This window comes from Flavitalea flava (assembly GCF_054461575.1).
Genome location: NZ_JBTLQH010000017.1, coordinates 1 through 25,924, shown reverse-complemented (window position 1 = coordinate 25,924; position 25,924 = coordinate 1). Strand labels below are relative to the sequence as shown.

Sequence of the window (25,924 nt, the reverse complement as noted above, 5' to 3'; positions counted from 1 at the left end):
TTGTAAATCCGTTATCTGTAAACCAGGTCCTATGAAAGCTTTAGTAAGGATCCTGCTTGTCGCTGTGCCGCTGACAAGTATGCAGGATGGGTACCTCATTGCCCAAACGAATATGTCGGTCAACAGCAGCGAGGTGGATGCAATTCTTAAAGGGAGCTATACGCCGGGGATCTATCAGGCTTCCTCCATAATCAGGGATCCGGGTATCATTTCCTCGGGGCTGGTTAACGGTATATCCCCGGATACCCTCAAAGCCAGTCTCTTTGCCCTGAAAAATTTTCAGAACCGGAATACATTTTCAGATACCCTGTCTTCGACCCGGGGGATCGGGGCCGCCAGGAGATGGGTTTACCGGCAATTTCTTCGCTATAGTGCTGTCAATCAGAACAGACTAAGGGTGGCTTATCTTGAATTCGATTACAGCGGCTGCCCCGCTACTTCTTCCATTACCCGGCACAGTAATATTATCGCCGTATTGCCGGGAAGCCAGACCGGAAACAAATCCCTTATCGTTATTGAAGGTCACGTGGATAGCCGGAATGCCAATAATTGCGATATTTCCGGCAATGCACCCGGGATCGGGGACAATGCCACAGGCACTGCATTGGTCATGGAGCTGGCGCGAGTCTTAAGCCAATATACCTTCAGGAACACGATCGTTTTTTCCGTCAATACCGGGGAAGAGCAAGGCACCATCGGCGCTAAAGCTTTTGCAGACTATCTGAAAAATAACCATATTCCCTTAAAAGCCGTGAATAACAACGATGTATCGGGAGGAATTTTTTGCGGGCATACCGCATCGGGGCCGGGTTGTCCCGGCTACGGGAATATTGACAGTACCGATTTGCGTATATTCTCTCTGGGGAGCTTTAATTCCCCACACAAACAATGGGCGCGTTATATCAAGCTGGAGTATAAAGAGCAGGCTAGCGGCCTTGTAATGGTCCCTGTGGATATTCATATCATGACGCCGGAAGACAGGACAGGAAGAGGAGGCGATCATCAGCCTTTTCGGGCGGACGGATATACCGCCGTTCGTTTAACACAGGCTAACGAGGATGGGGATGCCAGTAATGGCCCGGGCTATACCGACCGACAGCACAGTGACCGCGACAGCCTGGGTGGGGACCGGAATCATGACGGGATAGAGGACACCTTGTATGTAGACGTAAGGTATCTTGCCCGCAACGCATTGGTGAACGGAATTGGAGCGGCTATGGTAGCCCTTGGGCCGGATACCGTGACGATGGTACCTGTGATGGTCAGCGCAAACCGGGTTACTTTCCGGTTCTTACCATCAGGGGCGCCCGGTTACCGGGTGGCGGTCCGTTCTTCGGATAATGATTGGGACAGCGTATATACAGTATCGGGAGCAATGCCCGATACGGTTACCCTGCCTTATGGTAGTAATACGAATTTTTATATCAGCGCAGCTGCTGTCGATCCTGATGAGGTTGAAAGCCAATTCTCCACGGAGTATGCCCTGACCACGACTCAGGTCATTCTCGCATTGGAGCCGGGCAAACCAGCCCAGGCACCGGCTGCGGAGGATCCTTATGGGATCCGGTTGTTGCCAAACCGCCCCAATCCTTTCGACGAAGCGACAACGATCACGATCATATCGGGAACCGATCTTTTTGCAGAAAGAGCCTGGATATTAATCAGTAGTCCGGATGGACGTATCCTTCAAAAAAGGAAGATCCGGTTGAAAAAAGGTATCAACGAAATAGTATACGAACATGGATATGGGATGGCAGGCGTATATATCTGCTCCCTTGTCATAGATGGCTTGCCTGTCCAGAGCGGGAAAATGATATTCCGAAACCGCTAGCTTACCTTCAGCCAGCAAACCTTTATCGCCTAGCTTACCTTCATCAGGTTGTTTCCCCTGTTTAAATTATTTTCTTTGGTACTGTTCTCCTTGATTACCTTTCCATCCTTGTTATTGTACAATAATTCGGAATTGAGATCCATGATCTCTTTTTCCAGCTTTTGTACTGTCTTCGTAAGTTTTCTGCCTTTAATTCCGCCGAGCCCGTAGCCGATGGCAAAGAAAAACACACAAGAAATAAATACCTGTATAAAATCCAGTTGGAGTCCCTGGAGAATAGTGTAAAATGTTTCCATGGGTCATAATTTAGTTGGTACGGATTATTGTAAATACAAGGTAAAACTACGGTAAGTTCTTAAGGATTGCAAGCTATAGGGAGGAAATAAAGCATAACAGCGACACCCCTGAAAGCATTAACAATAACAGGATTTGCACGAAGTAAGACAATACGTATAACAATAACCGGAGCTGGCAGCAACAGCGATAAATATACCTGTAAAACTTCCCCAATTACAAAGCTTGTGTATAATAAAAAATCAAATAATTGATTTGTAAACCTTTAGCAGAAAGAGACATTTTCCACTGTTGGGACAGAAAAAAAACCTGAAGATTTAATCAAATAAATCGTTTGTATATCAATAGATTAAGGTTTTCAGGTCTTTTAAATTGTACGATTTCTTCTTCAATAGCGTTTAATAGAAGTAGTATTTTCCGTATCCAGTACCCTAACCCGAAAACGTCCCAATGAAGCACGTAGACTATCTCTATTTCAACATTTACAACTATTTCTATAGGCTTAGCCTATACCGAAGTAGTTTCAATCCCCGAACCCAGACCATGTATCTGTTCTCGCTTGGTTCCGGAGGATGGCTCCTGTTAATGGAAGCATTCTATCTGCATTTTTTCAAACACACCCGTTTTTCATCACCCATGCAGTCGACTGTTTTTGCCACTTCCATTTACATGCTGACCACCGTATTCTTTAATTATTATTTCATTATTAAAGATCGCGACCTGGAGATCTTTGGGAAGTATGAAAATGCAGTTAAACCAAAGAAGAAACGCAAACGGCATTTTTTTGTTTCTGTCTTTATCTTAGCCATGCCTTATTTGTTGCTCCTGTCTTTGGCCGTATTTTTTCCCAGGCACTAACGGAACGCCGGCATAATCTTCCATAAATAAAAAAGCTAAAGGGCCGATACTTTTCAATCTTTGAAAAGTATCGGCCCTTTAGCTTTTAAAAAATGACTAATCTGGAAGGAAGAGGGCGACTATAGGTAAATAGGATCGAATATTTAATATCGGGTGTAAAAAACGACTTTGCATAACTTTAAGGACAATTGATGACTTATGGAAGAATCTGATAAAAAATTGAACCGTGTCGTCGAAGCCAGGATGAAGCTTAAGGGCCGCTTCGAAGAGAAAATCCGGCAAACGCCTTCCGTGGCGGATGGACTGCCGCAAGGGACAGGAAACCCTAACCGGCACGGCATGCCCGTGGTCCCGGTAGGGCAGGTGTTGACGGCCAAATGGCCGGTACTGGACCTGGGCACCCAGCCGGATATACCGCTGAAGGAATGGAAATTGGTCCTTGACGGAGCGGTGGATCATCCGGTTACCCTGAGCTGGTCTGACTTTATGGAACTGCCGCAGACCGAAGATACATCCGACTTTCATTGTGTGACTACCTGGTCCAAACTGAATATGAACTGGAAAGGAGTCCGCCTCATGGATCTGGCGGCGCTGGTATCTCCTAAACAAACGGCTACGCATATCCTTTGTTATGGTTATGATGAGTATACGACAAACCTGGCCCTGGAAGAGGCGCTGAAACCCGATGTGTTGCTGGTGCATACGATCGAGGGTAAAGCGCTGCCGAAAGAACATGGCGGACCGGTACGTATGATCACCCCCCAGTTATATGCCTGGAAGGGATCGAAATGGATAAACCGGATTGAATTTCTGACCAGGAACAAATTGGGCTTCTGGGAGGAGAGGGGATACTCCAATACGGCCTATCCCTGGAGGAATGACAGGTATAGCAGGTGATGATATGGCGGGTATCGAAAAATGTTCAGGCAGTTGACTATTGACAGTAAATATTCAATAGTCAGGTAATGCGTGCCATGCCGGACAGGAGCCAGAGGCCGCCGCGCTGGCAAGAGAAGCAGATGTGGATGAAGAAACAGCCGGCAATTATGCATGATTTTATTTCTAATTACTCAATATATTGAGCAATTTTACTCAGTTCATTGAGTAATTTGTAAAATATGTTTTAACGACCTCATTTACAGTCTATTAGAATTTATTTTCTTTAGGTATGTAGAGAAACCAATAAGTTACCGGAAAGTCATTTTGCCTTGTAAAAATGTAAAAATTCATATGTTTTTGCCTTGTATAAATGGATAATAAACCCATTTTTAGCCTTGTAAAAATGTATTTTAGAAGGAGTATAGATGGTGTGATGACTGCCAGGCGGCAGGAAAAAGAAGCAAAGCCGCTATTAGTCAGGGGTGCCCGTCAGGTAGGAAAATCGACCGCTGTTCGTCATTTAGCTGAACAATTCGTTTTCTGATATTAGGCGGGATGCCGGAAGTGGTAGCTAATTATGTCCAGGGGGTCTTTGCCGCGCGGCCTGGATTACCTGCGTGCCCTGCCGGGCAACTCCGGTGATCCACTCCGCTTTGCATTACCCAAAGGCCTTCCGACCACTTCGCGGTCGCGGCTTTTTCCTTTGTCCGCTCTTGAAAGCAAAGCTTTCACCGCTACCAAAGAAAAAAGCCCCTCGCTATCGCGAGAGGCCTTTGTTGCCCGACCTGGATTCGAACCAAGACACTCAGATCCAGAAACTGATGTACTACCCTTATACTATCGGGCAATTGGGCTGCAAATATAGGATATTGGAAGTAAACCCACAAGCCTTTCCCTAACAAGTAATTAAAGACAATTCCCCCTACAATACTCTTTAATGCCATTAGGAGTTCATCCTCCTTAGCCATATTAGGACAAAATAGCATGAATGAACTCCCGTCCGGGAATCGAAAACGCATGAATTTTCGGAAATTGAGCTCCCCCCAGGAAGGCCTAATTGCCCTGGGACAACCACCCATTAATCCATTATTAGCCTGAATTGTCCCGTTTATTGAACATTCCCCCTTCCTATACGTTCTAAATTCCCCTTTTCTATGCCTTTTAGCCTTCTTCCCTCAGATTGACGCTTGAGTTTGACGAACTGGCCGACTGCCAGCCTCCCGACTTGCCAGCCTCCAGTACCCCGGTAGGATCAGTGTTGCGCCTCCAATTCGGCATAAGCCAGCATACGATTGTTATTAATGAAAAAATAAGATTCCTGAAAAGCGCCTGTTTCAGCGATTTTTCAACAAACCAATAAAAAATCAGAACTTGGGAAATGTCTGCGCAAAACTTTACCACCGAAAATAAACCAACGAAAAGTATAACCGTTGAATGGCTGCATTCGCTCGATACCTTAAAAGAAGTACCGGCCGATCAACTGCAATGGTTTTTAGACAATAGTGTATGCCGGCTGCTGGAAGTCGGTGAATTTCTGTTTAAACCCGATAACCCGATAAACTTTACGCACATCATTGGGAAAGGGAGAATACGGGTTTACCAGCTTCGTGGTGGTGAGGCCAGTGAAATAATGAACTGGGGACCGGGAAGTATTATCGGATATCTGCCTTTTTCCAGGGGGAAATTTTCAATTGCTTACGGAGAGGTGACAGAGACTGCTGAAATTATGAGTTTCCCTATCGAAAAATCCGAGGAGTTGATCCGTACACGTTTTGAGCTGACACAGGCCCTCGTCCATATTATGACAACGAGGGTGCGGGATTTTACGGCCTTTCAGCAGCAAAATGAAAAGATGATGGCCCTGGGCAAACTTTCTGCGGGATTGGCCCACGAATTAAACAATCCGGCGGCAGCCGTCGTGCGTGGTTCCGCTTCCCTGAAAAAACACCTGCAGCTTTTACCGGAAACGTTTAAGCAGATCATTTCTATCCGGATGAGCCCGGAGGAAGTGGACATCGTCAATGACAAATTATTTTCGATGTTGAAGAAAAACGAAAGACCGGTATTATCCATGATGAAGCGTAATGAAAAGGAAGAGGAGTTAATGGATTGGCTGGACGATAACAAGATTGGCAATAGCGGTGAGATCGCCGAAAACATGGTTGACTTTGGATTTACACTTGGGGATCTGGATGAATTTAAAGAACACATCCCGGATGCCTATCTTTCGGCTATATTCAATTGGATCAATAGCAACCTGGTTACGGAGAAAATGGTAGAAGATATCGAGGAAGCATCCAGGCGGATCGGAGACCTGGTAGGATCGGTCAAGACCTTTACCCATATGGACCAGGGCAGTGGTAAACAATTGACGGATATTCATGCGGGGATCCGCAATACCCTGGTCATGCTCCAATTCAAATTACGGAAGGGGCATGTAGAGTTGGCGGAGCATTTTGACCTGAGCCTGCCGCCGGTAAAGGCAATGATTGGAGAGCTGAATCAGGTATGGACGAACCTTATCGACAATGCCCTCGATGCGATGGAGCCGAATGGCAAAGGGGTCCTGGAAATAAAAACGGAAAAAGAAGGAGAATATGTGCTGGTATCGGTTGTTGACAATGGTCCGGGCATACCGGATGAGATCAAAACACGTATCTTTGACCCTTTCTTTACTACAAAAGATATCGGAAAAGGAACGGGGATGGGCCTGGATGTCGTAACCGGAATCGTTCGTCAGCACCGCGGCATTGTAAAGGTCAATTCTGTTCCAGGCCGGACCGAATTCTGCATAAGCTTACCCATTAAGGGATAATTTGTTTGCCGTTTAAAGGATGATGCGCTTGCCTGTTAAATAATGATGATTTTAAAATTTTAAGCATATAATTTAAAATACAGGGAAACTGAACTATGGATCTGCCTATAATTTTTTGTATTGATGATGATCCTCAGGTCCTGCGTGCCATTGTACGGGACCTGAGAAGCAAATACCGGGACGATTATAAAATTCTCAGCACCGCCAAGGTTAGCGAAGCGCTGGATAGTTTGCTGGAATTGAAGAACAAGGGAGAGACGGTGGCCATGTTCATTTCTGACCAGCGGATGCCTGAATTGGACGGAGTCGCTTTCCTGGAAAAGGCCATGAAATTTTATCCGGATGCAAGACGCTTACTGCTTACGGCTTATTCCGATACGGATGCTGCTATAAAAGCTATCAATAGTGTGAAGCTGGATTATTACCTGACCAAACCCTGGGATCCCCCGGAGGAAAAATTATTCCCGGTAATCGACGATCTGCTGGATGATTGGCAAAGCCTCTTTCATCCTGATTTCAGGGGTATCAAGGTCGTGGGGTATCAATATTCGCAGACCTCACATGCCATCAAAGATTTTCTGGCCGGTAACCTGATCCCCTATCAATGGCTGGATTTTCAGACAAACGAAGAAGCCGAGCGTTTACTCACCCTGAACGGGCTTGCTTCGAAAGATCTGCCTGTCCTTTTCTTCGAAGATGGCACTTCCCTGGTTAAACCGACTATCCTTGATATCGCCGGTAAGGTAGGTCTGAATCCCAGTGTTAAACAAGATGTTTATGATGTAGTCATCATCGGAGCCGGTCCTGCCGGTCTTGCCGCAGGAGTATATGGGGCATCGGAAGGTCTCAAAACATTATTGATAGAACGACGGGCACCGGGAGGGCAGGCCGGAACCAGTTCACGTATCGAAAATTATCTCGGGTTCCCAACGGGTCTGAGCGGAGCGGAACTTTCCCGAAGGGCAATCGCCCAGGCTACCCGTTTGGGTACCGAATTGATTACGCCACAGTCTGTAAGGGATATCCGCCAAAAGGACGGGTATAAAAAAATAATCCTGGAGAACGATACGGAAATCAATACCCGCAGCGTGATCATTACCACTGGCGTAGATTACCGGATGCTGGATAAAAAAGGGATTGCCGATTTTACGGGTGCAGGGATATATTATGGAGCGGCCATGACCGAAGCTGCGGCTTGTAAAGACAAAGAAGTCTTTATTATCGGCGGAGGAAATTCTGCCGGTCAGGCGGCGATGTACCTGTCAAAATTTGCGAAAAAGATTTATATTATCATACGTAAAGAAAGCCTTGCCGATACCATGTCGGCATACCTGATCGAGCAGATCAGGGGAACGCCAAATATCAGTCTGATTCCCAAAACGGAGATCATTGAAGCCAAAGGCTCCGATAAACTGGAGCAACTTGCCTTAATGAATATGGAAACTTCGGAGCAATCCGAACATGCAGCCGATGCCTTGTATATCTTCATCGGGGCCAAACCCTTTACGGACTGGATAACCCTGGATATAATAAAGGACGGGAAAGGTTTCCTGGAGACGGGCAGGGAATTAAAGGCTTACGAGAATTTTGGGAAGATTTGGAAACAGAACCGTGATCCCTATTTGTTGGAAACCAGTTTTCCGGGCATCTTTGCGGCGGGAGACGTACGGGCAGGTTCCATGAACCGGGTGGCTTCCGCAGTGGGGGAAGGGTCGATGGCGATCAGTTTTGTTCATAAATACCTGGCGGAAGTAAAGTAAAACAGCGTTTCACCATTCATAAACCATTGAAATCAAACAGGAGGAAGTAAATGGCAAAATCATCCATTTGTCAGCATCTGCAGGATATCAAAACGCTAAAATTGGCGAAAGAATACGAATGTGAGGAATGCATAAAGATTGGTAGCGACTGGGTGCATCTGCGCACCTGCCAGACCTGTGGCGTCACCCTCTGCTGTGACGAATCGCCCAACAAACATATGACCAAACATTATCACAAGACCCAGCACCCCGTCGTTATGTCCTCCGAACCAGGGGAAAGATGGTTATGGTGTTATCCCGATGAAATTATGGTTGAGTATTGACAGATGAAAATAATTGCGCACATTGCAAAAAGCGTTAATTTTAATGCACCAATCTCCTTTCCGACCAATGGAACCTTCCGACCAATGGAACGAAATATATAATTCAACCTTTCAGCACTTAACTGTCCACATAGTAGTAACCAGTCCGACCTTTTAGCGCCTGTTCTGCAATAAAACCTAAACCGTTTTTTTATGAGACCGGTCTATCTGCGTTCCTTTTGTTTGTTGTTTATTTGGTTGCCCGCGACAGTTATGGCGCCGGTAACCTGGCTAAATTTCAGGGCAACGGTCGGGGAAGGACCGATTGTATTGGACTGGACGGTTGGTATGGACCAGAGTACGGTCAGATACGAGATACAGCGGTCCGTCGACACAGTGGTCTATTCGACAGTCGGAAAAGTAAAAGGGGCAACCGGGAAGCTGCGGCCTGCCATCGGGAGCGGGACCATGCTTGAAATGATCCCGGACAGTACGGATTATTCCTTTACCGATTTTTCTCCAAAGGCGAATACTCTTTATTATTATCGCCTGCTCAGGGTAGGAAAAAATAAACAAACCAGCTACTCACCATTGGTAAAGGCAAAGTCCAGTGATCCTGACCACAAACTGAATATCTATCCCAATCCTGCCAATACCATCATCCATATTTCCAATGTAGGGGGAAGCGCAATGGTGCGTATCTATGATCAATCCGGACGCAGCGTTTTGGAAATAGCACTGGAAGGTGAGGAGCAGGATATTAATATCAGCACCCTGCAGACCGGCAATTATTATGTCCGGGTGGACAGGGAAGGTAGAGCCCAATTCAAGCAGGTCTTAATGGTAAACTGACTTCCCCAGCTCTCCTGACCTGCTGCACAAACAGTATAGGGGCGAAACAGAATAGGGACATAAAAAAAACAGCGCTGATCAGCGCTGTTTTTTTTATGGCTATTAACTATTTTGCTCTTACTTAAATATGATTTTAAAGACATTACTTTCGCCGGTCGTAAGATTATCCACTTTTATAAAGTACAAACCTGGCCTGATACCCGGATCGCGTTGATAAAGAATGGTGCCGTTCTGAATAGCGGGCCGCAGGATCTTGTAAAGTACCTGGCCGGTAGTAGTGTAAAGACTTACCGAGAAATCCTGGTTTTGGTCTCCGCGGATACTTATATTCAGTAGTTTGTCGACAGGGTTCGGGTATACGGAGATCAGGTTCCCGGCTTGTGCCGATAAGACCACCACATTGCTGTAACCCGCTGTATTATTATTCAGACGGATCAGCAGGCGGTAAAAATATACGTTTTTGGAAGGAGTCTTATCCGTAAAGACATAGGGAGTACTGGCATGGAACTGATCGGCCGGCATTACACCTGTTCCTGTAAAAATTCCATCTGCCTTATCGCTTCTTTCCAGTACGAATTCCCGGATACCGGCATCCGTGGGGGCGGCCCAGCTTAATTGGTTGGAGCCATCGGTAAGCGTTGTACCCTTCAGCTGGATGCTTCCGGCAAGAACGATAGGGCAAACTCCGTCCAGATGGAAATAGGAGAGCTTGGTAAGACAGCCATTATTGACAGACATCTTGTTCACATAGATCCCTGTATCGCTGACTGCGATCTGGGGAATTGCATAAGAAGGCCCTGTTCCAACTAGGGTGCTGTCGGTGCTCGTACTTTTTATTTTCTTGTACCAGGTATAAGTTGCATTCGGTATGACGTCGGTGGATAAAGTCGTATTGGTCCTTATACAATTGGACGTTGCCGTCACGATCGTATTGGCCAGGGGAAGAATGCTGACGTCATTCAGTGCGGCGTTTCCGCAGGCATCGACAGCCCTTAACCGGATCAGTGAATATTGAACTCCGTTATTAATGGTGAACACAGGATTGCTCTGTGTTGCAGAATTAATACTAGGTGCTGCCGGCGAACTTCCAATCACCTGGTAGGTGAAAGGACTCATGCCTCCGGTTACGGCAGCCCCTATGCTGAAGCTGTTGTTATCACACTGGTAGGCAGCTGATTTTCCAAGACTCGGGAAGACATAATCGGGCAATTTTACGGTGTCCCTGATAAGCGTTGTACATCCGGAAAAAGCATAAGTTATCACATAAGTAGCTGCTTCCAGGTTGCTGAACGTAAAACTATTTCCCGTGTTAAAGGAATAACCGATGGATACGGGTGCAAAATTTTTCTGGGTGATCGACATCGTTACTCCCGATAAATTTGAAGTTGCGATGATATTCAGATCTGCCGATCCGGTCTGTGCGATACTGGAAGGGCATTTAGGTGTAATAGTATATACGTGCGATACATTGCTGGGTGTCGGCGTGATATATTGTGTGGCAGGCAGACCACAGTTTCCAGTAACGGTCACCTTATACTGTTGTGCGCTTGCCAATGCGGGAAGGCCGGTGACAGCGATCGTAGCAGAGGAAGAGGTGGCTGTTCTTAACAGGTTCCCTGACGCATCGAATACGTTCACCGTATAGGGTGAAAACCCGGTGGTGACCTTAATAGTAAGGTCGGTGGAATCATAGGTACAGGAAGGTGTTGCTTTAAGTGTGATCTGTGTCGGACCGGGAGTGCCGGTGAAACACCGGGTTAAAGTTGTATCCATACAGGCCGTTTTTGTTTCCAGGCAATAGGGGCCATTAGGAACATTATCGAATACCCCGGTCAGGTTATCCATTACTACCGTTCCTGTATTATCTTTTAGATAATAATGCGCATTGGTAAGATTTACCTGATTTGTTACGGCAACAGAAAAGGTAGTACAGTTCTGATTGGTGATCTTTGCGGAAGCGGCCTCGGATGGAATTGATTTTAACTGACTGAAACTGGTTTGAAAATGAGCATTTGTACAGCCATCCGTGGTTTTTATCGTATAGGAACCAAAAGTAGTTAAACTGAAAACTCCTGTCCCATTACAAGCCCCGACCTGATTATTGCCTGCATCAAAAAGACAAAAGCTGGGCGAAGATAAATTTTGCTGGTTGGAAACGGTTGCCGTAAATCCCGCGCAGGTTACATTGCTGATAACAGCGGGACCAACTGAAGGCGCAGGAGCCGTTACGGTTAAGCAGTTCGTAAATACGGTTCCCGAACAACCATCCGTTGTTTTTACACAATAACTGCCGTAAGGAATATTGGTGAAGACTCCCGTCGTATTACAGGGAATGCCCGGTATGGAATTGCCAGCCTGGTCCTGCAGGCAATATTGGCCGTTATTCAGGATCGACTGACCGGTAACCGTAATCGTAAAACCGCTGCAGGTTTTATCGGATACAACAGGCGCTCCGCCCGCAGGAACCGGAACTGGAACCGAAAAACACCTTTGAATCGTAGTGTCTGTACAGGTCAGATCCTTGACGTTGATACAGTAAGAACCGTAAGGAAGATTGGGAAATATTCCGGTATTGTTACAAGAAAAGATATTGCCCAGGTGGTCCACCAGGCAATATTGTGGGTTGGGGAAGTTCGTGGTCCCGGTAACGGTAGCATTAAATGTTGTACAGGTATTCCCGCTGATGGTGACATCGGCATCCACAGCCCTTAACTTCCTGGTCGCCGTGAAGCTTATCGGAAGGACGGCTCCTGAACATCCATCTGTCATTTTTAACGTATAAGCGCCATAAGGGACATTTTTGAAGATCCCTGTCGTATTACAGGCTCCAACCGCTGCTCCCGAGCTGTTAAAAAGACAATACTGCGGGTTTTGAAGATTATTCTGTCCGTTTAGGGTAGCCGTGACATCGGTACAGGTATAATTGGAGATACTGACCGCACCGGTGATGGCAGGGATGGTCTGTGCCTGGGTGAAACACCTGGTAATTACCGTATCATAACAGGAATTGGTTAAATTTATACAATAGCTGCCGTATGGGATATTTACAAAGTTGCCGTTGTTGTTACAGGGTTGCCCGGGAACAGGGTTGCCGGCTGCATCCACAAGACAGAACTTTGGAGTAGTAAGGTTTTGCTGCCCGCGAAGGGTGGCTGTAAATCCGGTACAGGTTTGTGCAGAGATAGAAACTGATGAGGTCACGGAAGGTTTCACAGAATTCGTCCAGGTAGCTGTCTTTACATTTCCGCACCTGTCTTTTGCCAACAGTGATATTTTCCGGGCTTGTGCCAGATCGAAAGCAAAAGAATAGGAACCGAACCATACTGTATCACCCGGAGCTTTCGAGACCCCGTATTGGTATCCGTTAAACACGGAACCCGAGGTATTGCTGTTGCCTTTGGTGTCTTTAAGGATGATCTGGCCGTTATACTGGGTACAGGTGTTCAAGGTTACTGATGTGGAATTGATGGACCAGTTATAGTTCTGTATACTGATGTTCCTGGTTTGAATGGCTCCGCAGGAGTCGGTCATTTGTACAGAATAAGAGCCGGGAGTTAATCCGGTAAATGTTCCCGTGGAACTGGTGGTCCCCACGCCCATCTGTGATGGAGCGACAAGCGAATACATGAATGGGGAAAGGCCATTTTGCAGACCAACCACCGATATTGCTCCGTCATTTCCATTCAGACAAGTGACATCAGTTTCAGTGATCCCGAACCTGGGCGTTTGATAGGTTCCACCAACAATGACATTATCCAGTTGCAAGGAGCAATTGGAAACGATATCTTTCACAGTAACCGTATAGGTTCCGCTTGGTAAGCCCGTTATCAGACTGGATGAAGTAAAGTCGGAATTGGTTGGGCCCTGAACTTTATAGTTGTAGGTCCCCGATCCTCCTGACGCTGTGATCCCGATGGCGCCGGTAGCAGTACATCTGGATTCGAAAGTTGAATAGGTGGCGGTAAGTTCTCTGCAATTTTGAGAAAAACCGGTAGTGGTTGCGCAGAGCTGAAATACAAGGAGTATCAGCAGCCCTGCATAGGGGTAGAGGTTTGGTTTCATGGGGTATTATTGAATTCTATAGGGTAATCGGTAAAACGCTAAAGTACTTCCCAATTTCGAAAAAAGGAAATGATTAAGGGTAAAATCTATGCCCCGGGACGACAATTTTTATGCACATTTTTTATGAGATTTATTATCCCTGAACCTTCGGAAAAATAAGCATTCCCCTTTTGGTGACCCTTGTCTTGTATTAATAAAAACTGCGCCAGGTTTTTTGAGGCATTAAATTTATATTACATTGATTTTCAGCTATAAAATCATGCTTACTAATATTCATTTTTTTAATCTTTATGCTGATTAAACCGACAATTTATGGAATTGGTGATAGGTATTTTATGTGTCCTGGTGCTCCTTGTGCTCATTCTTATTATTGTATTTCGTCCCCGTTCCGGAAATGATCCCTTATCTGGAAAAATGGAGGCCTTGCAATCTGGAATGGGTGAGAATTTCAGGGCTAACCGGGAGGAAAATGCCGTGATGGCAAGGGATAACAGATTGGAAATGAATGCAGGTCTGAAGGATTTTAAGAGCGAGATGTCCGGAACCCTGGCCAATATTACCGGGCAAAATCAAATGGCCCTTGAAAAAATCAACAGGACCCTGGAAGAAAAAATGGCGGCATTAATTTTGAGAATCGATGATAATAACAGAGCGGCCCGAGACGAACTCTCTCAGAGCCTGAGAAATTTTTCCCTGGAACAGCGGGCCAAGTTCGATGAACTCAAAGGGGATCAGAAAGAAGTCTTCAAAGATTTTCAGGAGTCCTTTAGTAAAAACGTAGAGTCCTTCAATAATCTGCAACGGGAAAAATTCGGTCAGCTGGAAGAAAAACAGGACAGGCTCATAGACAGCACGGAAAAGAAACTGGAGGAAATGCGGGTGATGGTAGATGAGAAATTGCAAAAAACCTTAAATGAACGGTTGGGACAATCTTTTGAACTGGTTGGCCGGCAATTGGAAAGTGTGCAAAAAGGATTGGGCGAAATGCAGGTATTGGCACAGGATGTAGGAGGGTTAAAAAAAGTCCTGAGTAATGTAAAAATGAGAGGTGGATTCGGAGAAGTCCAGCTCTCACTGTTGTTGGAACAAATTCTGGCCCCCGATCAATATGAGAGCAATGTAAAAACAAAATCGGGAAGCACCGATCTGGTAGAATTTGCCATCAGGCTTCCGGGAAGGGATGATAACCGGTCCGTCGTTTGGATTCCTATCGATGCAAAATTTCCAAAGGATGTATATGAACAATTACAGACGGCTCATGACATCGGCGATCTTATACAGATAGACCTGGCCCAAAAAAATCTGGAACTGACGATCAAAAGAATGGCAAAAGATATCAGTGATAAATATATCGATCCCCCGAATACAACGGATTTTGCCATTATGTTCCTTCCCTTTGAAGGCATCTATGCGGAGGTAGTACGCAAGGCAAGTATGTTGGAATATTTGCAAAGGGAATATAAAATAATCGTGACCGGTCCGACGACCCTTGCAGCGATCCTGAATAGCCTGCAAATGGGTTTCCGTTCCCTGGCCATTCAGAAGAGGAGCAGCGAAGTCTGGCAGGTTTTAGGTGCTGTCAAACGGGAGTTTGAAAATTTTGGGGGCATGTTGGAAAAAGCACAAAAGAATCTGCAGACAGCCAGCAATCAGATAGATGAAGTAATGGGCAAACGTACACGGGCGATCCAGCGAAAATTAAAAGGGGTAGAAGCTTTGAACGAAACGGATATGAAAATGTTGATACCCGAACCGCCTGAAGGCGAGATCATTGACGAAGAGCTGGATTCGTAAGAAAAGATTAATCAATTGACCAACAAGCTAACCATAACAATACTATGCAACCGGATAAAAGAGTAAAATTTGATTTTGAGATTGAATTCACCAATGGAGGAGGGATCCAGGGGCAGGATTTCAGAATGGATATCGAAGGTGATTCCATTTCGGATAAAGCCCTTGGTGATTATATCGTGGAGGATCTCCGCCTGCTGATGGTTGGGAAGATTAAGATACTGAATAAGGAAGTGTTTGCAGAAGCCCATAAAAGAAAACCGGCAGTGAATGGTGGAGTATTTCTGGTCGACCTGAGCCACACGATTACCAATGGGCTGATCACCTACAAAGGGCTGCCGGCTCCTGTTATCTGCGATTTTCTGAGCAGGGAAGACTCAAAGAAATTTTACGAACCGGGAACGACCTTTCAGATCGGAAAAATTGAAATGGTGACTAATACAGGAACCTATATCGATTGCCCTTTTCACCGTTTTGAAAATGGAAAAGATCTTTCGCAGGTCGAACTATCCCGGTTTGCAGACCTGGAAGGAATAAAGCTGGACATTCCCCATACGGCTTCTTTAGCCATTACCGGAGAGCACCTGAAAAACCACGAGGTCAGGGGCAGGGCGGTTTTGATCCACACAGGATGGGACCAACACTGGAATACGGAGAACTATTACGAAGGACATCCTTATCTCACGGAGGACGCAGCACTTTACCTGAGGGACTGCGGCGTTATGCTGGTGGGTATCGATTCACACAATATCGATAATACTCAAGGGAGGACCAGGCCGGTTCATTCCACCTTATTGGGAGCTGAAATATTGATCGTAGAACATTTATGCAATCTTTCCCTCCTGCCTTATGAAGGGTTTCAGTTCAGCGCGGTGCCTCCCAAATTCAAAGGGGCAGGGACTTTCCCGGTAAGAGCGATGGCCAGGGTGAACAAACCCGGATAGTCAGCCAGCCATCTTTTTAAATATTTTTTTGCGGTTTCAAAAGATTCCCTAATTTAGTATGTACGAACATACCAACAAACAAGGATGCCAACATTAGAGATAGATCATAAGAGTCCCCTTCCCTTGCATGCACAGGTAGAGGACTTATTGAGGAGGTTGATCGAGAAGCCAGAATACCAGAATGGTAAGCTGCTTCCGAATGAGATCGACATCGCTAAGGAGCTGGGGATCTCGCGAAGCACGGTCAGACAGGCGACAAACAAACTGGTCTATGAACGACTGTTGATACGTAAGAAAGGGGTAGGAACCAAGGTGGCAAAGAACAACATCTCCACCAAGCTGGATAAGTGGGCGAGTTTTACCCATGAGATGGATGAAAAAGGGGTAGCCTTTAAGAACCTGAGCATAAAAGTATCGCTCGTTGTTCCCGATAAAGAGATCCAGGAACTTTTTAATATAGGCGCAGGGGCAAAGGTGCTTAAAATGGAGCGTTTGAAAGGTTTGGAAGGAAAACCAATCGTATACTTTGTCTCTTATTTTCATCCCCGCACGGGCCTTACGGCGGATGATGATTTTTCCAAACCTTTATATGAAACGCTGGAGAATGAACATCATATCATTGCTTCTGTTTCGAAAGAAGGGATCAGTGCGATCCTGGCAGATAAAAAATTAGGCGGATTATTATCGGTGGCCTCCGGAGACCCGATCCTTTTTCGCAAAAGGGTGGTCTGTGATGCCGGAGACCGGCCAATCGAATACAATATGGGTTATTACCGGGCCGACCGGTTCACCTATACCATAGATATTGCCAGGCATTAAAAGGCTAAACAAAAGACCCATCGAACCTGTTCTCACAAACCTGTATCCTCAGCAGATAAAAGCGAATAAACGCAGCAGATAACTGGATATTCATTAAGCGATAAACGGCTTTAATTCATATAACTACATAACAAAAATTTATAACTTAATATGTACGAACATCTGAACATGTAACCCTCTTTCAATCATTCTTTTTCTTTTTTTAATTCAACTTAATGAGAAAGTATCAATCTAACGAAATGTTTGCTGCCCTATTGATGCTGATCGCCTTCGCGTTCGTATCGATACAGGCCACTGCCCAGGGCACCGCCCCAGCCCGGGAAATTAAAGGTAAAATAATCATTGCCGACGGATCACCCCTCTCCGGCGTAAGTGTATCGGTAAAAGGCACCTCGCAGGGAGCCGCTACAGACATCAACGGGGAATTCCATTTATCGCTTCCTCCCGGAAAGGACACACTGGTGGTGACGCATATCGGTTATCTCTCCGAATTGGTCGCGCTTCGCGGCCGCAGTTCGGTCGACATTCACCTGAAAGAGGATAAGAATGAGTTATCCCAGGTAATGGTGATCGGCTATGGAACCACCAAAAAAAGCGATCTGACGGGTTCCGTCGTTTCTGTAAAAGCGGATGAACTGAAGGCCGTCCCGGCAACCTCTCTTGATCAGGCCCTGCAAGGCCGCGCCGCAGGGGTACAGGTCACCCAGATCTCGGGCAAACCGGGAGCAGAGACTTCCATAAGGATCCGGGGTACCAGTTCCATCAATGCGGGTAACGAACCACTCTATGTCATTGACGGAATGCTGATCAGCAGCGATGGCGCAGATCTGACGACCGGGGTTACCCGTGGTCCACGCATGGGCGCGCTTTCTTCCATTAACCCCAGTGATATCGAATCCATCGAGATCCTGAAGGATGCATCGGCTACTGCCATTTATGGGTCGAGGGGTGCCAATGGAGTGGTGCTGATCACTACCAAAAGAGGAAGATCCGGCCTGGGAAGTATCAATATCGAAGCTTATCATGGGGTTCAGCAGGTGGCCAATAAACTGAAGCTGTTGGATGCGGCCCAGTTCGGCGCCTTTGTGAATGATGCCCAGATAAATGCGGGTCAGACTCCCATCTATGTGAATCCTAAAAACCTGGGTAAAGGAACGGACTGGCAGGGAGAACTTTTTCGTAATGCCCCCATGTCCAATTATCAGCTTTCCCTTTCAGGAGGCGATGATAAAACCAAATATTCGTTGTCGGGAAATTACTTTGCACAGGATGGCATCATCATCAGCTCTAATTTTAAACGTTACTCCTTCCGGGCAAACCTGGACCGGAATATCAACAAAAATCTGACAGTGGGAACTAACCTGGCTTATTCCCGGCTGAGCAGTACCGGCGTATTGACCAATGCCGGCCAGATCGTTCCCGGTGTAGTGACCGGAGCGCTCCTGTTCAATCCTGCTCTTCCTGTATATGATAATGATTCGACGATCAACAACGGAGGGTATACCTTTGATAATACCTATCACGGAATACCCGGAACGACGCTCGGCAACCCTATTGCTGAAGCCCGGGAGTATGTTTCCAATACCATCATCTCCCGTATTTTGGGAAATGTATACGCCAAATTGAACCTCTCAAAAACGCTGGAGTTCAAAACGACTTTCGGTATCGATGCCTTTGCCAATTCGGAGTATACCTTTGGCCCGAACTTCCTGAAAAGGACCCAGGCCAGTAAAGGAGAAGCAGGAGTGGGGAAATCCAATGGCCTGACCTGGCTGAATGAAAATACGCTGACCTATAACAATACCTTCAATAAGGTTCACCGGGTCAATGCGGTCGTCGGATATACCATTCAACAATTCAATAATGATCAGTTGCTGGCTTATGCCTTTGATTTTCCCGATAACCGTACGGGTTATCACAGCATCGCCTCGGCCCTGAACCCGCAGAAACCTGCCAATACAGAGTCCTCCTGGAGCATGCTCTCTTATCTGGGACGGGTTAATTATACCTTCAATAACAAATATCTCTTTACCCTTACCGGCCGCGTGGATGGTTCCTCCAAATTCGGCGCGGGAAATAAATATGGTTTCTTTCCTTCAGGAGCCTTTGCCTGGAGAGTTTCCGATGAAACTTTCATGCATGATATTTCCTCCATTACCGACCTGAAATTAAGAGCCAGTTATGGATTGATCGGTAACCAGTCCATTGCACCCTATCAGTCTTTGTCCCTGATTGGTCCTTATGGCCAGGGTGTATTTAACAGTGCACTCGGTAGTGAGGTCTATTCCGGTCAGGAACCGCTGTCTTATGCCAATCCGAAATTAAAATGGGAAACTACCAGGCAGCTGGATCTTGGATTCGATCTGTCAATGTTTTCCAACAGGGTATCGTTAACGGCGGATTATTACAATAAAAAAACTTCCGATCTGCTGTTGGTCACGCCGATCCCGACTACTTCCGGTTTCGCCAACACGTTGCTGAATATCGGTAATGTGGTCAATCACGGCATCGATCTCAGCCTTCGCACGGTCAATATAAAGGGTGTTGTCGACTGGAGCAGCGCTGTAAATTTCTCGGTGAACCGCAATAAAATAACGAACCTGAATTCCACAGCGGATATTCCTTTACCGGGCGGCATCATTTTGAGAAAAGGCCAGCCGATCGGAGCTTTTTACGGTTATCAATTCCAAGGCATTTTCCAATCCGACGCCGAGGCAGCTTCCAGCCCCGTATTGGTTGGGCAGGAGCAGGGCGCTCCCAATCCTGCTGCCTATGCCAGGGCAGGAGACCGGAAATATAAGGATATCAATAAGGATGGAAAGATCGACCAGAATGACCGGACCATCCTCGGAAATGCACAGGCCGATTTTACCTGGGGCTTCACCAATACTTTTTCCTATAGCAATTTCGATCTGAGTATTTTTTTCCAGGGATCGCAAGGAAATAAAATGGCCAACCTGAATAATCTGGACCTGTTGAACTTCACGGGGAAGAACAACGTACTGGCTGATGGGGGACTTAACCGGTGGACGCCCGCTCATCCCGGCAATAAATATCCAAGGGCGCTCGCCTCCGGAGGTCTGGATGCGGGTACCTATTCTTCTGCCATCGTGGAAGATGCTTCCTATCTCCGGTTAAAGAATATTTCCCTGGGCTATAATGTAAGTGCGGCTTTGTTATCGAGGATCAGGATCAGAAGCCTGCGTATCTATGCCAGCGCCACGAATCTCTGGACCTCCACCAAATATACCGGTTACGATCCGGAGGCCAATACCTTCGGGCAAAGCACGAATGTGGTCGGTGTGGACCAGGGTGGCTATCCCCAGGCAAAAGTGTGGCTGGTCGGAATAAATCTCGGATTATAAACAACGTAAATGCTGTCAACGATGAAAAAAAATAACATCCTTTTCTGCCTCTTGATTTTCGCGGCGCCTTCCTGTAAGAAATTCCTGGAAGAGAATCCGAAGAATCTGGTCAATATCAACAACTATTATACAACAGAGGCGGATGCCATCTCCGCGGTCAATTCCATATATGGTTATCTGAACTCTACCAGCACCGGCTCTACGGCAGGTGTCTACCACAGCACGTTCTGGGTGACAGCCGGTCTGAGTTCGGATGAAATGCTGACGCAGCAGATTGGTACGCCTTATTTCGATCAACTGGCCAATTTTACCATCAGCCCGCAGAATGCCGGGCTCCAGGAGATCTGGGCTATGAATTTTAAGGCGATCACGATTGCCAATATCGCCATCGGCCGTATCCCGGGCATCAACATGAATGCGGCCCTGAGAAGTCGTCTCGTTGGAGAAGCCCGGTTCCTGCGTGGCCTGCTTTATTTCAACCTGGTTCGTATGTTCGGTCATATTCCGATGGTCTTATTGGAAACGGAACCACTTACGCCTACCGTTGCCACTACCGATGCCGTATATGAGCAGATCCTGAAGGACCTGCAGGCTGCGGAAGGGGCATTGCCCGATAGTTATGATCCCGGAAGCGGCCGGGGAAGAGCGACCAAGGGGGCTGCCATGGCCCTCGAAGCAAAAGTATACCTCACGTTGCAGCAATGGCAGCCGGCGGCAGACAAGGCAAAGGCTGTGATCAACTCCAATCAGTACGCCTTGTGGGATAATTATGCCGACGTATTTAAATTGTCCAGCCGCGGAGGTAAGGAAGCAGTCTTCTCCGTTGGATTTGGCGACGGCGGCGGTGCGATCAGCTTCTGGGAAGTAGGGCAGTTCAATGTCCGTCTTTTACCTCCGGCGCTCAGTGTAGAAGGTGTTCAGAATGCACAGGGCTGGCAGATCCCTACGCAGCAGTTATATGATAGTTATGAAGCGGACGATCAGCGCAGATCCGTCACCTTCCTTACAGTAATTCATAACCAGGACGGAAGTACCACTACTATCCGCCCTTATATCCAGAAATACTGGGACAGGGTCGCAGAACCAACGGCTAACGGGTCGGCCAATGATTTCCCGGTCATCAGGTACGCAGATGTATTGCTGATGTATGCGGAAGCAAGCAATGAACTCGGAAATACCGGCGATGCAGAGACCTATATCAATTTGGTAAGAAAAAGAGCCCGTTTCGATGGCACGGTTTATCTTAATGTGGTTCCGGACTATAGCGGACTCAACCAGGTGGATTTCCGTGCAGCGGTGCTGAAGGAAAGAAGAATGGAATTCGTCGCCGAAGGCCAGCGCTGGTTTGACCTGGTAAGGACCAAAACCCTGGAACAGTTGGTTCCGCTGGCCAAACCCGGTGTGACACCGGCTGCAAAAAATTATCTGTTTCCGATCCCGCAAAGCGAGATCGATCTGAATAAAAATCTTAAGCAGAATACTGATTATTGAGATCGCCATACTCCTTGGGTTTAAGTTGTCGTATGTCGATCTCAATATCTATGCGTCGCGTCTGAGGCAACACTGAATGCAAAAAGATTGTTCACTATAAAATTGTAAGTCTTGGAAAGTTCGAATTTTGATAAGTTTCCGGAAGTAAGGATCAAAGGGGAAAAGGGATGGCAGGATTGGAAAGGCATTACTGCTCAAATACTTCTGAAAGCTGAGGAGTTAATAAAAGCTAAGGCATTACCCGACCGAAAACTCATCATTGCGGTTGAATGTTACCACGGGGTTTCGGTAAAGGAAATCACCAGCCAGCTCCGGGATAACATTAACCGTCCTGATGTACAATTTCCCCCTGCCCGTTTATTTGAAGCAGGTGAAGCATTAAAGGAGGAAATGGCTATACAGGAAATGGTTTACCCTTTTGTAACCGACGATCCTGTATTCGGATATATTACGCCCCTGTTGCTCTCTGACTTTTTTGATGCCTCAAAAATCGAAGTCCTTCAGGAACAGATCGCTTCGGTCAAGGACGGCCTTGTATTCGTTATCGGAACGGGTGCCTCGCTCATTGCTCCCGATGCGGGTTTGCTGGTATACGCCGATATGCCCCGCTGGGAAATTCAACTCCGGTTTCGAAGGAACGAAACGGGCAACCTGGGCGCGGATAATGCCGGTGATCCTTTTTCTTATCAGTATAAAAGGGCCTTTTTTGTGGACTGGCGTGTATGCGACCGGCACAAGGTCGACCTCATGGAAAAATGGGATTATGTGCTGGACACGACTTTGGCGGACAATCCAAAAATGATCACCGGAGCGACATTGCTGCGCGGTTTGCAACAGGTTGGGAAAACACCTTTTCGCGTGGTGCCTTTTTTCGATCCCGGACCATGGGGCGGACAATGGATGAAGGAAGTCTTCGATCTGGAACGAACGGAAAAAAATATAGCCTGGGGTTTCGACTGCGTGCCGGAAGAGAATAGCCTCTTACTGCGTTTCGATAATATTTTGTTCGAGATACCATCCATCGACATGGTTTTTTATCAACCGGCTCAATTGCTCGGGGAAAAGGTCTATGAAGCCTTTGGCGCGGAATTTCCCATCCGGTTCGATTTCCTCGATACGATGGAGGGAGGCAATCTCAGCCTGCAGGTGCATCCGTTGAAGGCTTATATCCGGGAGAAATTCGGGATGGCCTATACACAGGATGAAAGTTATTATTTCCTCCAGGCTAAGGACGAGGCCTTTGTATACCTTGGGTTGAAAGATGATGTCGTACCGGAGAAAATGGTGGCCGAACTGGAAAAGGCGCAGGAGACAGGTGGTTATTTCGAAGCAGATGACTTCGTGGAGAAATGGCCTGTCAGGCAACACGACCATGTACTGATCCCGGCAGGGACCATCCATTGTTCCGGTGCGAACAGCGTAGTCCTGGAAATCAGCGCCACCCCTTACATCTTCACGTTCAAATTGTGGGATTGGGGCAGGATGGGTCTTGATGGAAAACCAAGACCCATCTCCCTTGAACATGGAAAGAACGTGATCCAGTGGAACCGCAGGAAGGAGTGGACCAGGGAACATCTGCTTAATAAAGTTAGTTTACTGAAGGAAGGAGAGGGATGGAAAGAAGAAAGGACAGGTCTGGATGAAACCTCCTTTATCGAGACCAGGCGTCATTGGTTTACGGGTACCGTTACGCATAATACGGACGAAGTAGTAAATATTCTGAACCTGATTGAAGGAAGGGAAGCCATCGTGGAAAGTCCAACCAACGCCTTTGAACCCTTCATCATTCATTATGCGGAAACCTTTATCGTACCGGCGGCGGTCGGAGCCTATACGGTGCGGCCGCATGGCGAGAGTGTCGGGCAACCCTGCGCTACGCTCAAGGCCTATGTACGAACGGAAAACCTGGTGGACTTTCGTATCGATCGGCTTTCGGATAAAATGACCGCCGGAGCGACCAATTCGAAGGAGGCCAATGAACAAAAGGTAATTGCTTAGGGAACGATATGAAACGATACGATTAAGGGTACAATTAAGGATAGGTTAACGATACGATTGCGATACAATATAAATTGACCATATAAAAACGGAACCTAATGGATAAATCAGGCTTGAAATACGTATACAAATGCACCTATGTCGCGGCAGTCGGAGGTTTACTTTTCGGCTATGATACGGCGGTAGTGGCAGGAGCTATAGGGTTCATCCGGGCCAGGTATGACCTTTCCCCGGCGATGACGGGCTGGGTTGCTTCCTGTGCACTGATCGGTTGTGTGATCGGGGCTATGTTTGCCGGTATGTTGAGTGACCGGATCGGACGCAAAAAGGTCCTGATGATCTCCGCCATCGCCTTTACCATTTCTTCTTTGGGGATCATGCTTTCCCTTGACCTCGATTATTTTATCGGATTCCGGCTCATCGGCGGACTGGGTATCGGAATCGCTTCCATGTTATCTCCCCTCTACATATCGGAGATAGCCCCGGCTTCCATCCGGGGTCGGCTGATCGCCATCTACCAAATGGGGATCGTCATGGGTATCCTGCTGATCTACTTTGTCAATGCGGGAATTGCCGGGATGAACAATGAAGCCTGGAATATCGAAGCCGGGTGGCGCTGGATGTTTGGCTCCGGAATCCTTCCTTCAGGATTATTTATCTACCTGTTGTGGAATGTTCCGGAAAGCCCCCGCTGGCTGGCACAACAACACCGCCTGGACGAAGCCGAAATTATCCTTGGAAAGATCAATGGACCTGAGCTGGCAAAGATCGAACTGGCATCGATCCGCAAATCGCTGCAGGGAGGTGAGACTGAAAATGAAGGAAGCCTGTTCAGACCTGGTCTCCGGTATGCGCTGATCATTGGGATCATACTTGCCGTGCTTTCGCAGGTAACCGGTATCAACGCCATCATGTATTACGCCCCGGAGATCTTTAAGTCAGGCGGAGATGGATCCTCTTCCGCCTTATTACAAACGGTACTGGTGGGAGCGATCAATGTGTTGTTCACGGTCGTTGCTATCAAATACGTCGACCAATGGGGCAGGAAAACCTTATTGCTGATCGGTTCTGCCGGAATGGCCATATGCCTGGGGCTGGTTGGCCTGGCCTTTCATTACCAGTTTCACCAGGGACCCCTGATCCTGATATCCATATTGGCGTACATTGCTTTTTTCGCCATCTCCCTTGGGCCGTTGACCTTTGTCGTCGTGGCGGAAATATTCCCTACCGCGGTGAGAGGCAGGGCAATGTCCGTAGCGATCTTTTTTCTATGGATAGCCGTTTTTGCGGTATCCCAAACCTTTCCGATGCTGCAAGCCTCCATTGGGGAAGCCCGGACCTTTTGGTTATACATGGCCATGTCAGTCATCGCATTCTTTTTTGTAAAACGGATGGTTCCTGAAACAAAGGGAAAATCACTGGAAGAGATCGAACAGTTCTGGAAATAAATGTTCCGGAAGTATTGTTCCGGAAATAGATGTCATACGACCAATCGGATAAATCAAATTGAAATAAAAACTTTCAAAATCAATAAATCTAACGAAAATGCGACCATACTCCCTTCTCACTACCCTGGCTGTATCCTGTCTGTTGATAGCAACCGGATGCAAAAAGGACAACAAAGACCTGAATCTTCCCAGTCTGAAACTTTCCAGTGATTTCCTGACCGGTAAATCACAAAAAAATATCCAGGTGACCGTAGACATCTCCGTTCCCGATGGATTTAAAGAACTGCTGATCTCCAAGGCGATCAATCTGAAGACCGACAGTGCTTACGGTACCAACGGGGTTTTATCTGTCAATCCGCAATCCACCGGGACCAATGCCTATCAGTATTCTTTTTCTTATGTCCTGAGCCCGGAT

The 25,924-nt window shown here is 46.9% G+C and carries 17 protein-coding genes and 1 tRNA gene; 15 read left to right on the top strand and 3 right to left on the bottom strand.

What is annotated here, in order from left to right:
* Positions 1-31 precede the first annotated feature (31 nt).
* Positions 32-1,831 carry a M28 family peptidase gene (locus tag ACX0G9_RS16000; protein ID WP_459065938.1) on the top strand — a complete coding sequence of 600 codons (1,800 nt, stop codon included), beginning with the start codon at positions 32-34 and terminating at the stop codon, positions 1,829-1,831.
* 29 nt (positions 1,832-1,860) lie between these two features.
* On the opposite strand, the gene ACX0G9_RS15995 is transcribed toward ACX0G9_RS16000, so the two are convergent.
* Entirely contained in the window at positions 1,861-2,127 is a 267-nt protein-coding gene (locus tag ACX0G9_RS15995) for a hypothetical protein (RefSeq protein ID WP_459065937.1), read from the bottom strand.
* A 448-nt stretch (positions 2,128-2,575) separates the two neighbouring features.
* Here ACX0G9_RS15995 and ACX0G9_RS15990 point away from each other — a divergent pair, with 448 nt between their 5' ends.
* Positions 2,576-2,983 carry a hypothetical protein gene (locus ACX0G9_RS15990; protein ID WP_459065936.1) on the top strand — a complete coding sequence of 136 codons (408 nt, stop codon included), beginning with the start codon at positions 2,576-2,578 and terminating at the stop codon, positions 2,981-2,983.
* Positions 2,984-3,181: 198 nt separating this feature from the next.
* Positions 3,182-3,880, top strand: a complete 699-nt coding sequence (locus ACX0G9_RS15985; RefSeq protein WP_459065935.1) for a molybdopterin-dependent oxidoreductase — start codon at positions 3,182-3,184, stop codon at positions 3,878-3,880.
* 758 nt (positions 3,881-4,638) lie between these two features.
* On the opposite strand, the gene ACX0G9_RS15980 is transcribed toward ACX0G9_RS15985, so the two are convergent.
* Positions 4,639-4,709: transfer RNA gene (locus ACX0G9_RS15980), tRNA-Gln, on the bottom strand.
* Between the two features lie 531 nt (positions 4,710-5,240).
* On the opposite strand from ACX0G9_RS15980, the gene ACX0G9_RS15975 reads away from it, so the two are divergent.
* From ACX0G9_RS15975 to ACX0G9_RS15960, 4 genes are all read left to right on the top strand, one after another.
* The gene (locus tag ACX0G9_RS15975) at positions 5,241-6,677 is read left to right on the top strand and encodes an ATP-binding protein (protein ID WP_459065934.1); all 1,437 of its coding nucleotides are present in this window, start codon (positions 5,241-5,243) and stop codon (positions 6,675-6,677) included.
* Positions 6,678-6,772: 95 nt separating this feature from the next.
* Positions 6,773-8,437 (top strand): NAD(P)/FAD-dependent oxidoreductase, encoded by a 1,665-nt coding sequence (locus ACX0G9_RS15970; RefSeq protein WP_459065933.1) that lies wholly within the window; start codon positions 6,773-6,775, stop codon positions 8,435-8,437.
* Between the two features lie 50 nt (positions 8,438-8,487).
* Positions 8,488-8,760 carry a UBP-type zinc finger domain-containing protein gene (locus ACX0G9_RS15965; protein ID WP_459065932.1) on the top strand — a complete coding sequence of 91 codons (273 nt, stop codon included), beginning with the start codon at positions 8,488-8,490 and terminating at the stop codon, positions 8,758-8,760.
* Between the two features lie 192 nt (positions 8,761-8,952).
* Complete coding sequence (locus tag ACX0G9_RS15960) at positions 8,953-9,591, top strand: T9SS type A sorting domain-containing protein (RefSeq protein ID WP_459065931.1); 639 nt, start codon at positions 8,953-8,955, stop codon at positions 9,589-9,591.
* Positions 9,592-9,708: 117 nt separating this feature from the next.
* Here the strand turns inward: ACX0G9_RS15960 and ACX0G9_RS15955 are convergent, their stop codons facing one another.
* The gene (locus ACX0G9_RS15955) at positions 9,709-13,653 is read right to left on the bottom strand and encodes a T9SS type A sorting domain-containing protein (RefSeq protein ID WP_459065930.1); all 3,945 of its coding nucleotides are present in this window, start codon (positions 13,651-13,653) and stop codon (positions 9,709-9,711) included.
* 312 nt (positions 13,654-13,965) lie between these two features.
* Between ACX0G9_RS15955 and ACX0G9_RS15950 the strand changes: the two genes are divergently transcribed.
* From ACX0G9_RS15950 to ACX0G9_RS15915, 8 genes are all read left to right on the top strand, one after another.
* Positions 13,966-15,447, top strand: a complete 1,482-nt coding sequence (locus tag ACX0G9_RS15950; protein ID WP_459065929.1) for a DNA recombination protein RmuC — start codon at positions 13,966-13,968, stop codon at positions 15,445-15,447.
* Between the two features lie 44 nt (positions 15,448-15,491).
* Positions 15,492-16,388, top strand: coding sequence for a cyclase family protein (locus ACX0G9_RS15945; protein ID WP_459065928.1), 897 nt, complete (start codon positions 15,492-15,494; stop codon positions 16,386-16,388).
* Between the two features lie 84 nt (positions 16,389-16,472).
* Entirely contained in the window at positions 16,473-17,207 is a 735-nt protein-coding gene (locus ACX0G9_RS15940; RefSeq protein WP_459065927.1) for a GntR family transcriptional regulator, read from the top strand.
* Between the two features lie 215 nt (positions 17,208-17,422).
* On the top strand, positions 17,423-20,572 hold the full coding sequence (locus tag ACX0G9_RS15935; RefSeq protein ID WP_459065926.1) for a SusC/RagA family TonB-linked outer membrane protein: 3,150 nt from the start codon (positions 17,423-17,425) through the stop codon (positions 20,570-20,572).
* Positions 20,573-20,593: 21 nt separating this feature from the next.
* The gene (locus ACX0G9_RS15930; RefSeq protein ID WP_459065925.1) at positions 20,594-22,063 is read left to right on the top strand and encodes a RagB/SusD family nutrient uptake outer membrane protein; all 1,470 of its coding nucleotides are present in this window, start codon (positions 20,594-20,596) and stop codon (positions 22,061-22,063) included.
* Between the two features lie 111 nt (positions 22,064-22,174).
* The gene (locus ACX0G9_RS15925; RefSeq protein ID WP_459065924.1) at positions 22,175-24,061 is read left to right on the top strand and encodes a class I mannose-6-phosphate isomerase; all 1,887 of its coding nucleotides are present in this window, start codon (positions 22,175-22,177) and stop codon (positions 24,059-24,061) included.
* A 98-nt stretch (positions 24,062-24,159) separates the two neighbouring features.
* Positions 24,160-25,509 carry a sugar porter family MFS transporter gene (locus ACX0G9_RS15920; protein WP_459065923.1) on the top strand — a complete coding sequence of 450 codons (1,350 nt, stop codon included), beginning with the start codon at positions 24,160-24,162 and terminating at the stop codon, positions 25,507-25,509.
* Between the two features lie 97 nt (positions 25,510-25,606).
* On the top strand, positions 25,607-25,924 hold a 318-nt coding region (locus ACX0G9_RS15915), incomplete at its 3' end, for a hypothetical protein (RefSeq protein WP_459065922.1).

What these genes read in the sequence shown, in the direction of transcription:
- ACX0G9_RS16000 (WP_459065938.1), top strand. Translation starts at nt 32, where the DNA reads ATGAAAGCTTTAGTAAGGATCCTGCTTGTCGCTGTGCCGCTGACAAGT.
- ACX0G9_RS15995 (WP_459065937.1), bottom strand. Translation starts at nt 2,127, where the DNA reads ATGGAAACATTTTACACTATTCTCCAGGGACTCCAACTGGATTTTATA.
- ACX0G9_RS15990 (WP_459065936.1), top strand. Translation starts at nt 2,576, where the DNA reads ATGAAGCACGTAGACTATCTCTATTTCAACATTTACAACTATTTCTAT.
- ACX0G9_RS15985 (WP_459065935.1), top strand. Translation starts at nt 3,182, where the DNA reads ATGGAAGAATCTGATAAAAAATTGAACCGTGTCGTCGAAGCCAGGATG.
- ACX0G9_RS15975 (WP_459065934.1), top strand. Translation starts at nt 5,241, where the DNA reads ATGTCTGCGCAAAACTTTACCACCGAAAATAAACCAACGAAAAGTATA.
- ACX0G9_RS15970 (WP_459065933.1), top strand. Translation starts at nt 6,773, where the DNA reads ATGGATCTGCCTATAATTTTTTGTATTGATGATGATCCTCAGGTCCTG.
- ACX0G9_RS15965 (WP_459065932.1), top strand. Translation starts at nt 8,488, where the DNA reads ATGGCAAAATCATCCATTTGTCAGCATCTGCAGGATATCAAAACGCTA.
- ACX0G9_RS15960 (WP_459065931.1), top strand. Translation starts at nt 8,953, where the DNA reads ATGAGACCGGTCTATCTGCGTTCCTTTTGTTTGTTGTTTATTTGGTTG.
- ACX0G9_RS15955 (WP_459065930.1), bottom strand. Translation starts at nt 13,653, where the DNA reads ATGAAACCAAACCTCTACCCCTATGCAGGGCTGCTGATACTCCTTGTA.
- ACX0G9_RS15950 (WP_459065929.1), top strand. Translation starts at nt 13,966, where the DNA reads ATGGAATTGGTGATAGGTATTTTATGTGTCCTGGTGCTCCTTGTGCTC.
- ACX0G9_RS15945 (WP_459065928.1), top strand. Translation starts at nt 15,492, where the DNA reads ATGCAACCGGATAAAAGAGTAAAATTTGATTTTGAGATTGAATTCACC.
- ACX0G9_RS15940 (WP_459065927.1), top strand. Translation starts at nt 16,473, where the DNA reads ATGCCAACATTAGAGATAGATCATAAGAGTCCCCTTCCCTTGCATGCA.
- ACX0G9_RS15935 (WP_459065926.1), top strand. Translation starts at nt 17,423, where the DNA reads ATGAGAAAGTATCAATCTAACGAAATGTTTGCTGCCCTATTGATGCTG.
- ACX0G9_RS15930 (WP_459065925.1), top strand. Translation starts at nt 20,594, where the DNA reads ATGAAAAAAAATAACATCCTTTTCTGCCTCTTGATTTTCGCGGCGCCT.
- ACX0G9_RS15920 (WP_459065923.1), top strand. Translation starts at nt 24,160, where the DNA reads ATGGATAAATCAGGCTTGAAATACGTATACAAATGCACCTATGTCGCG.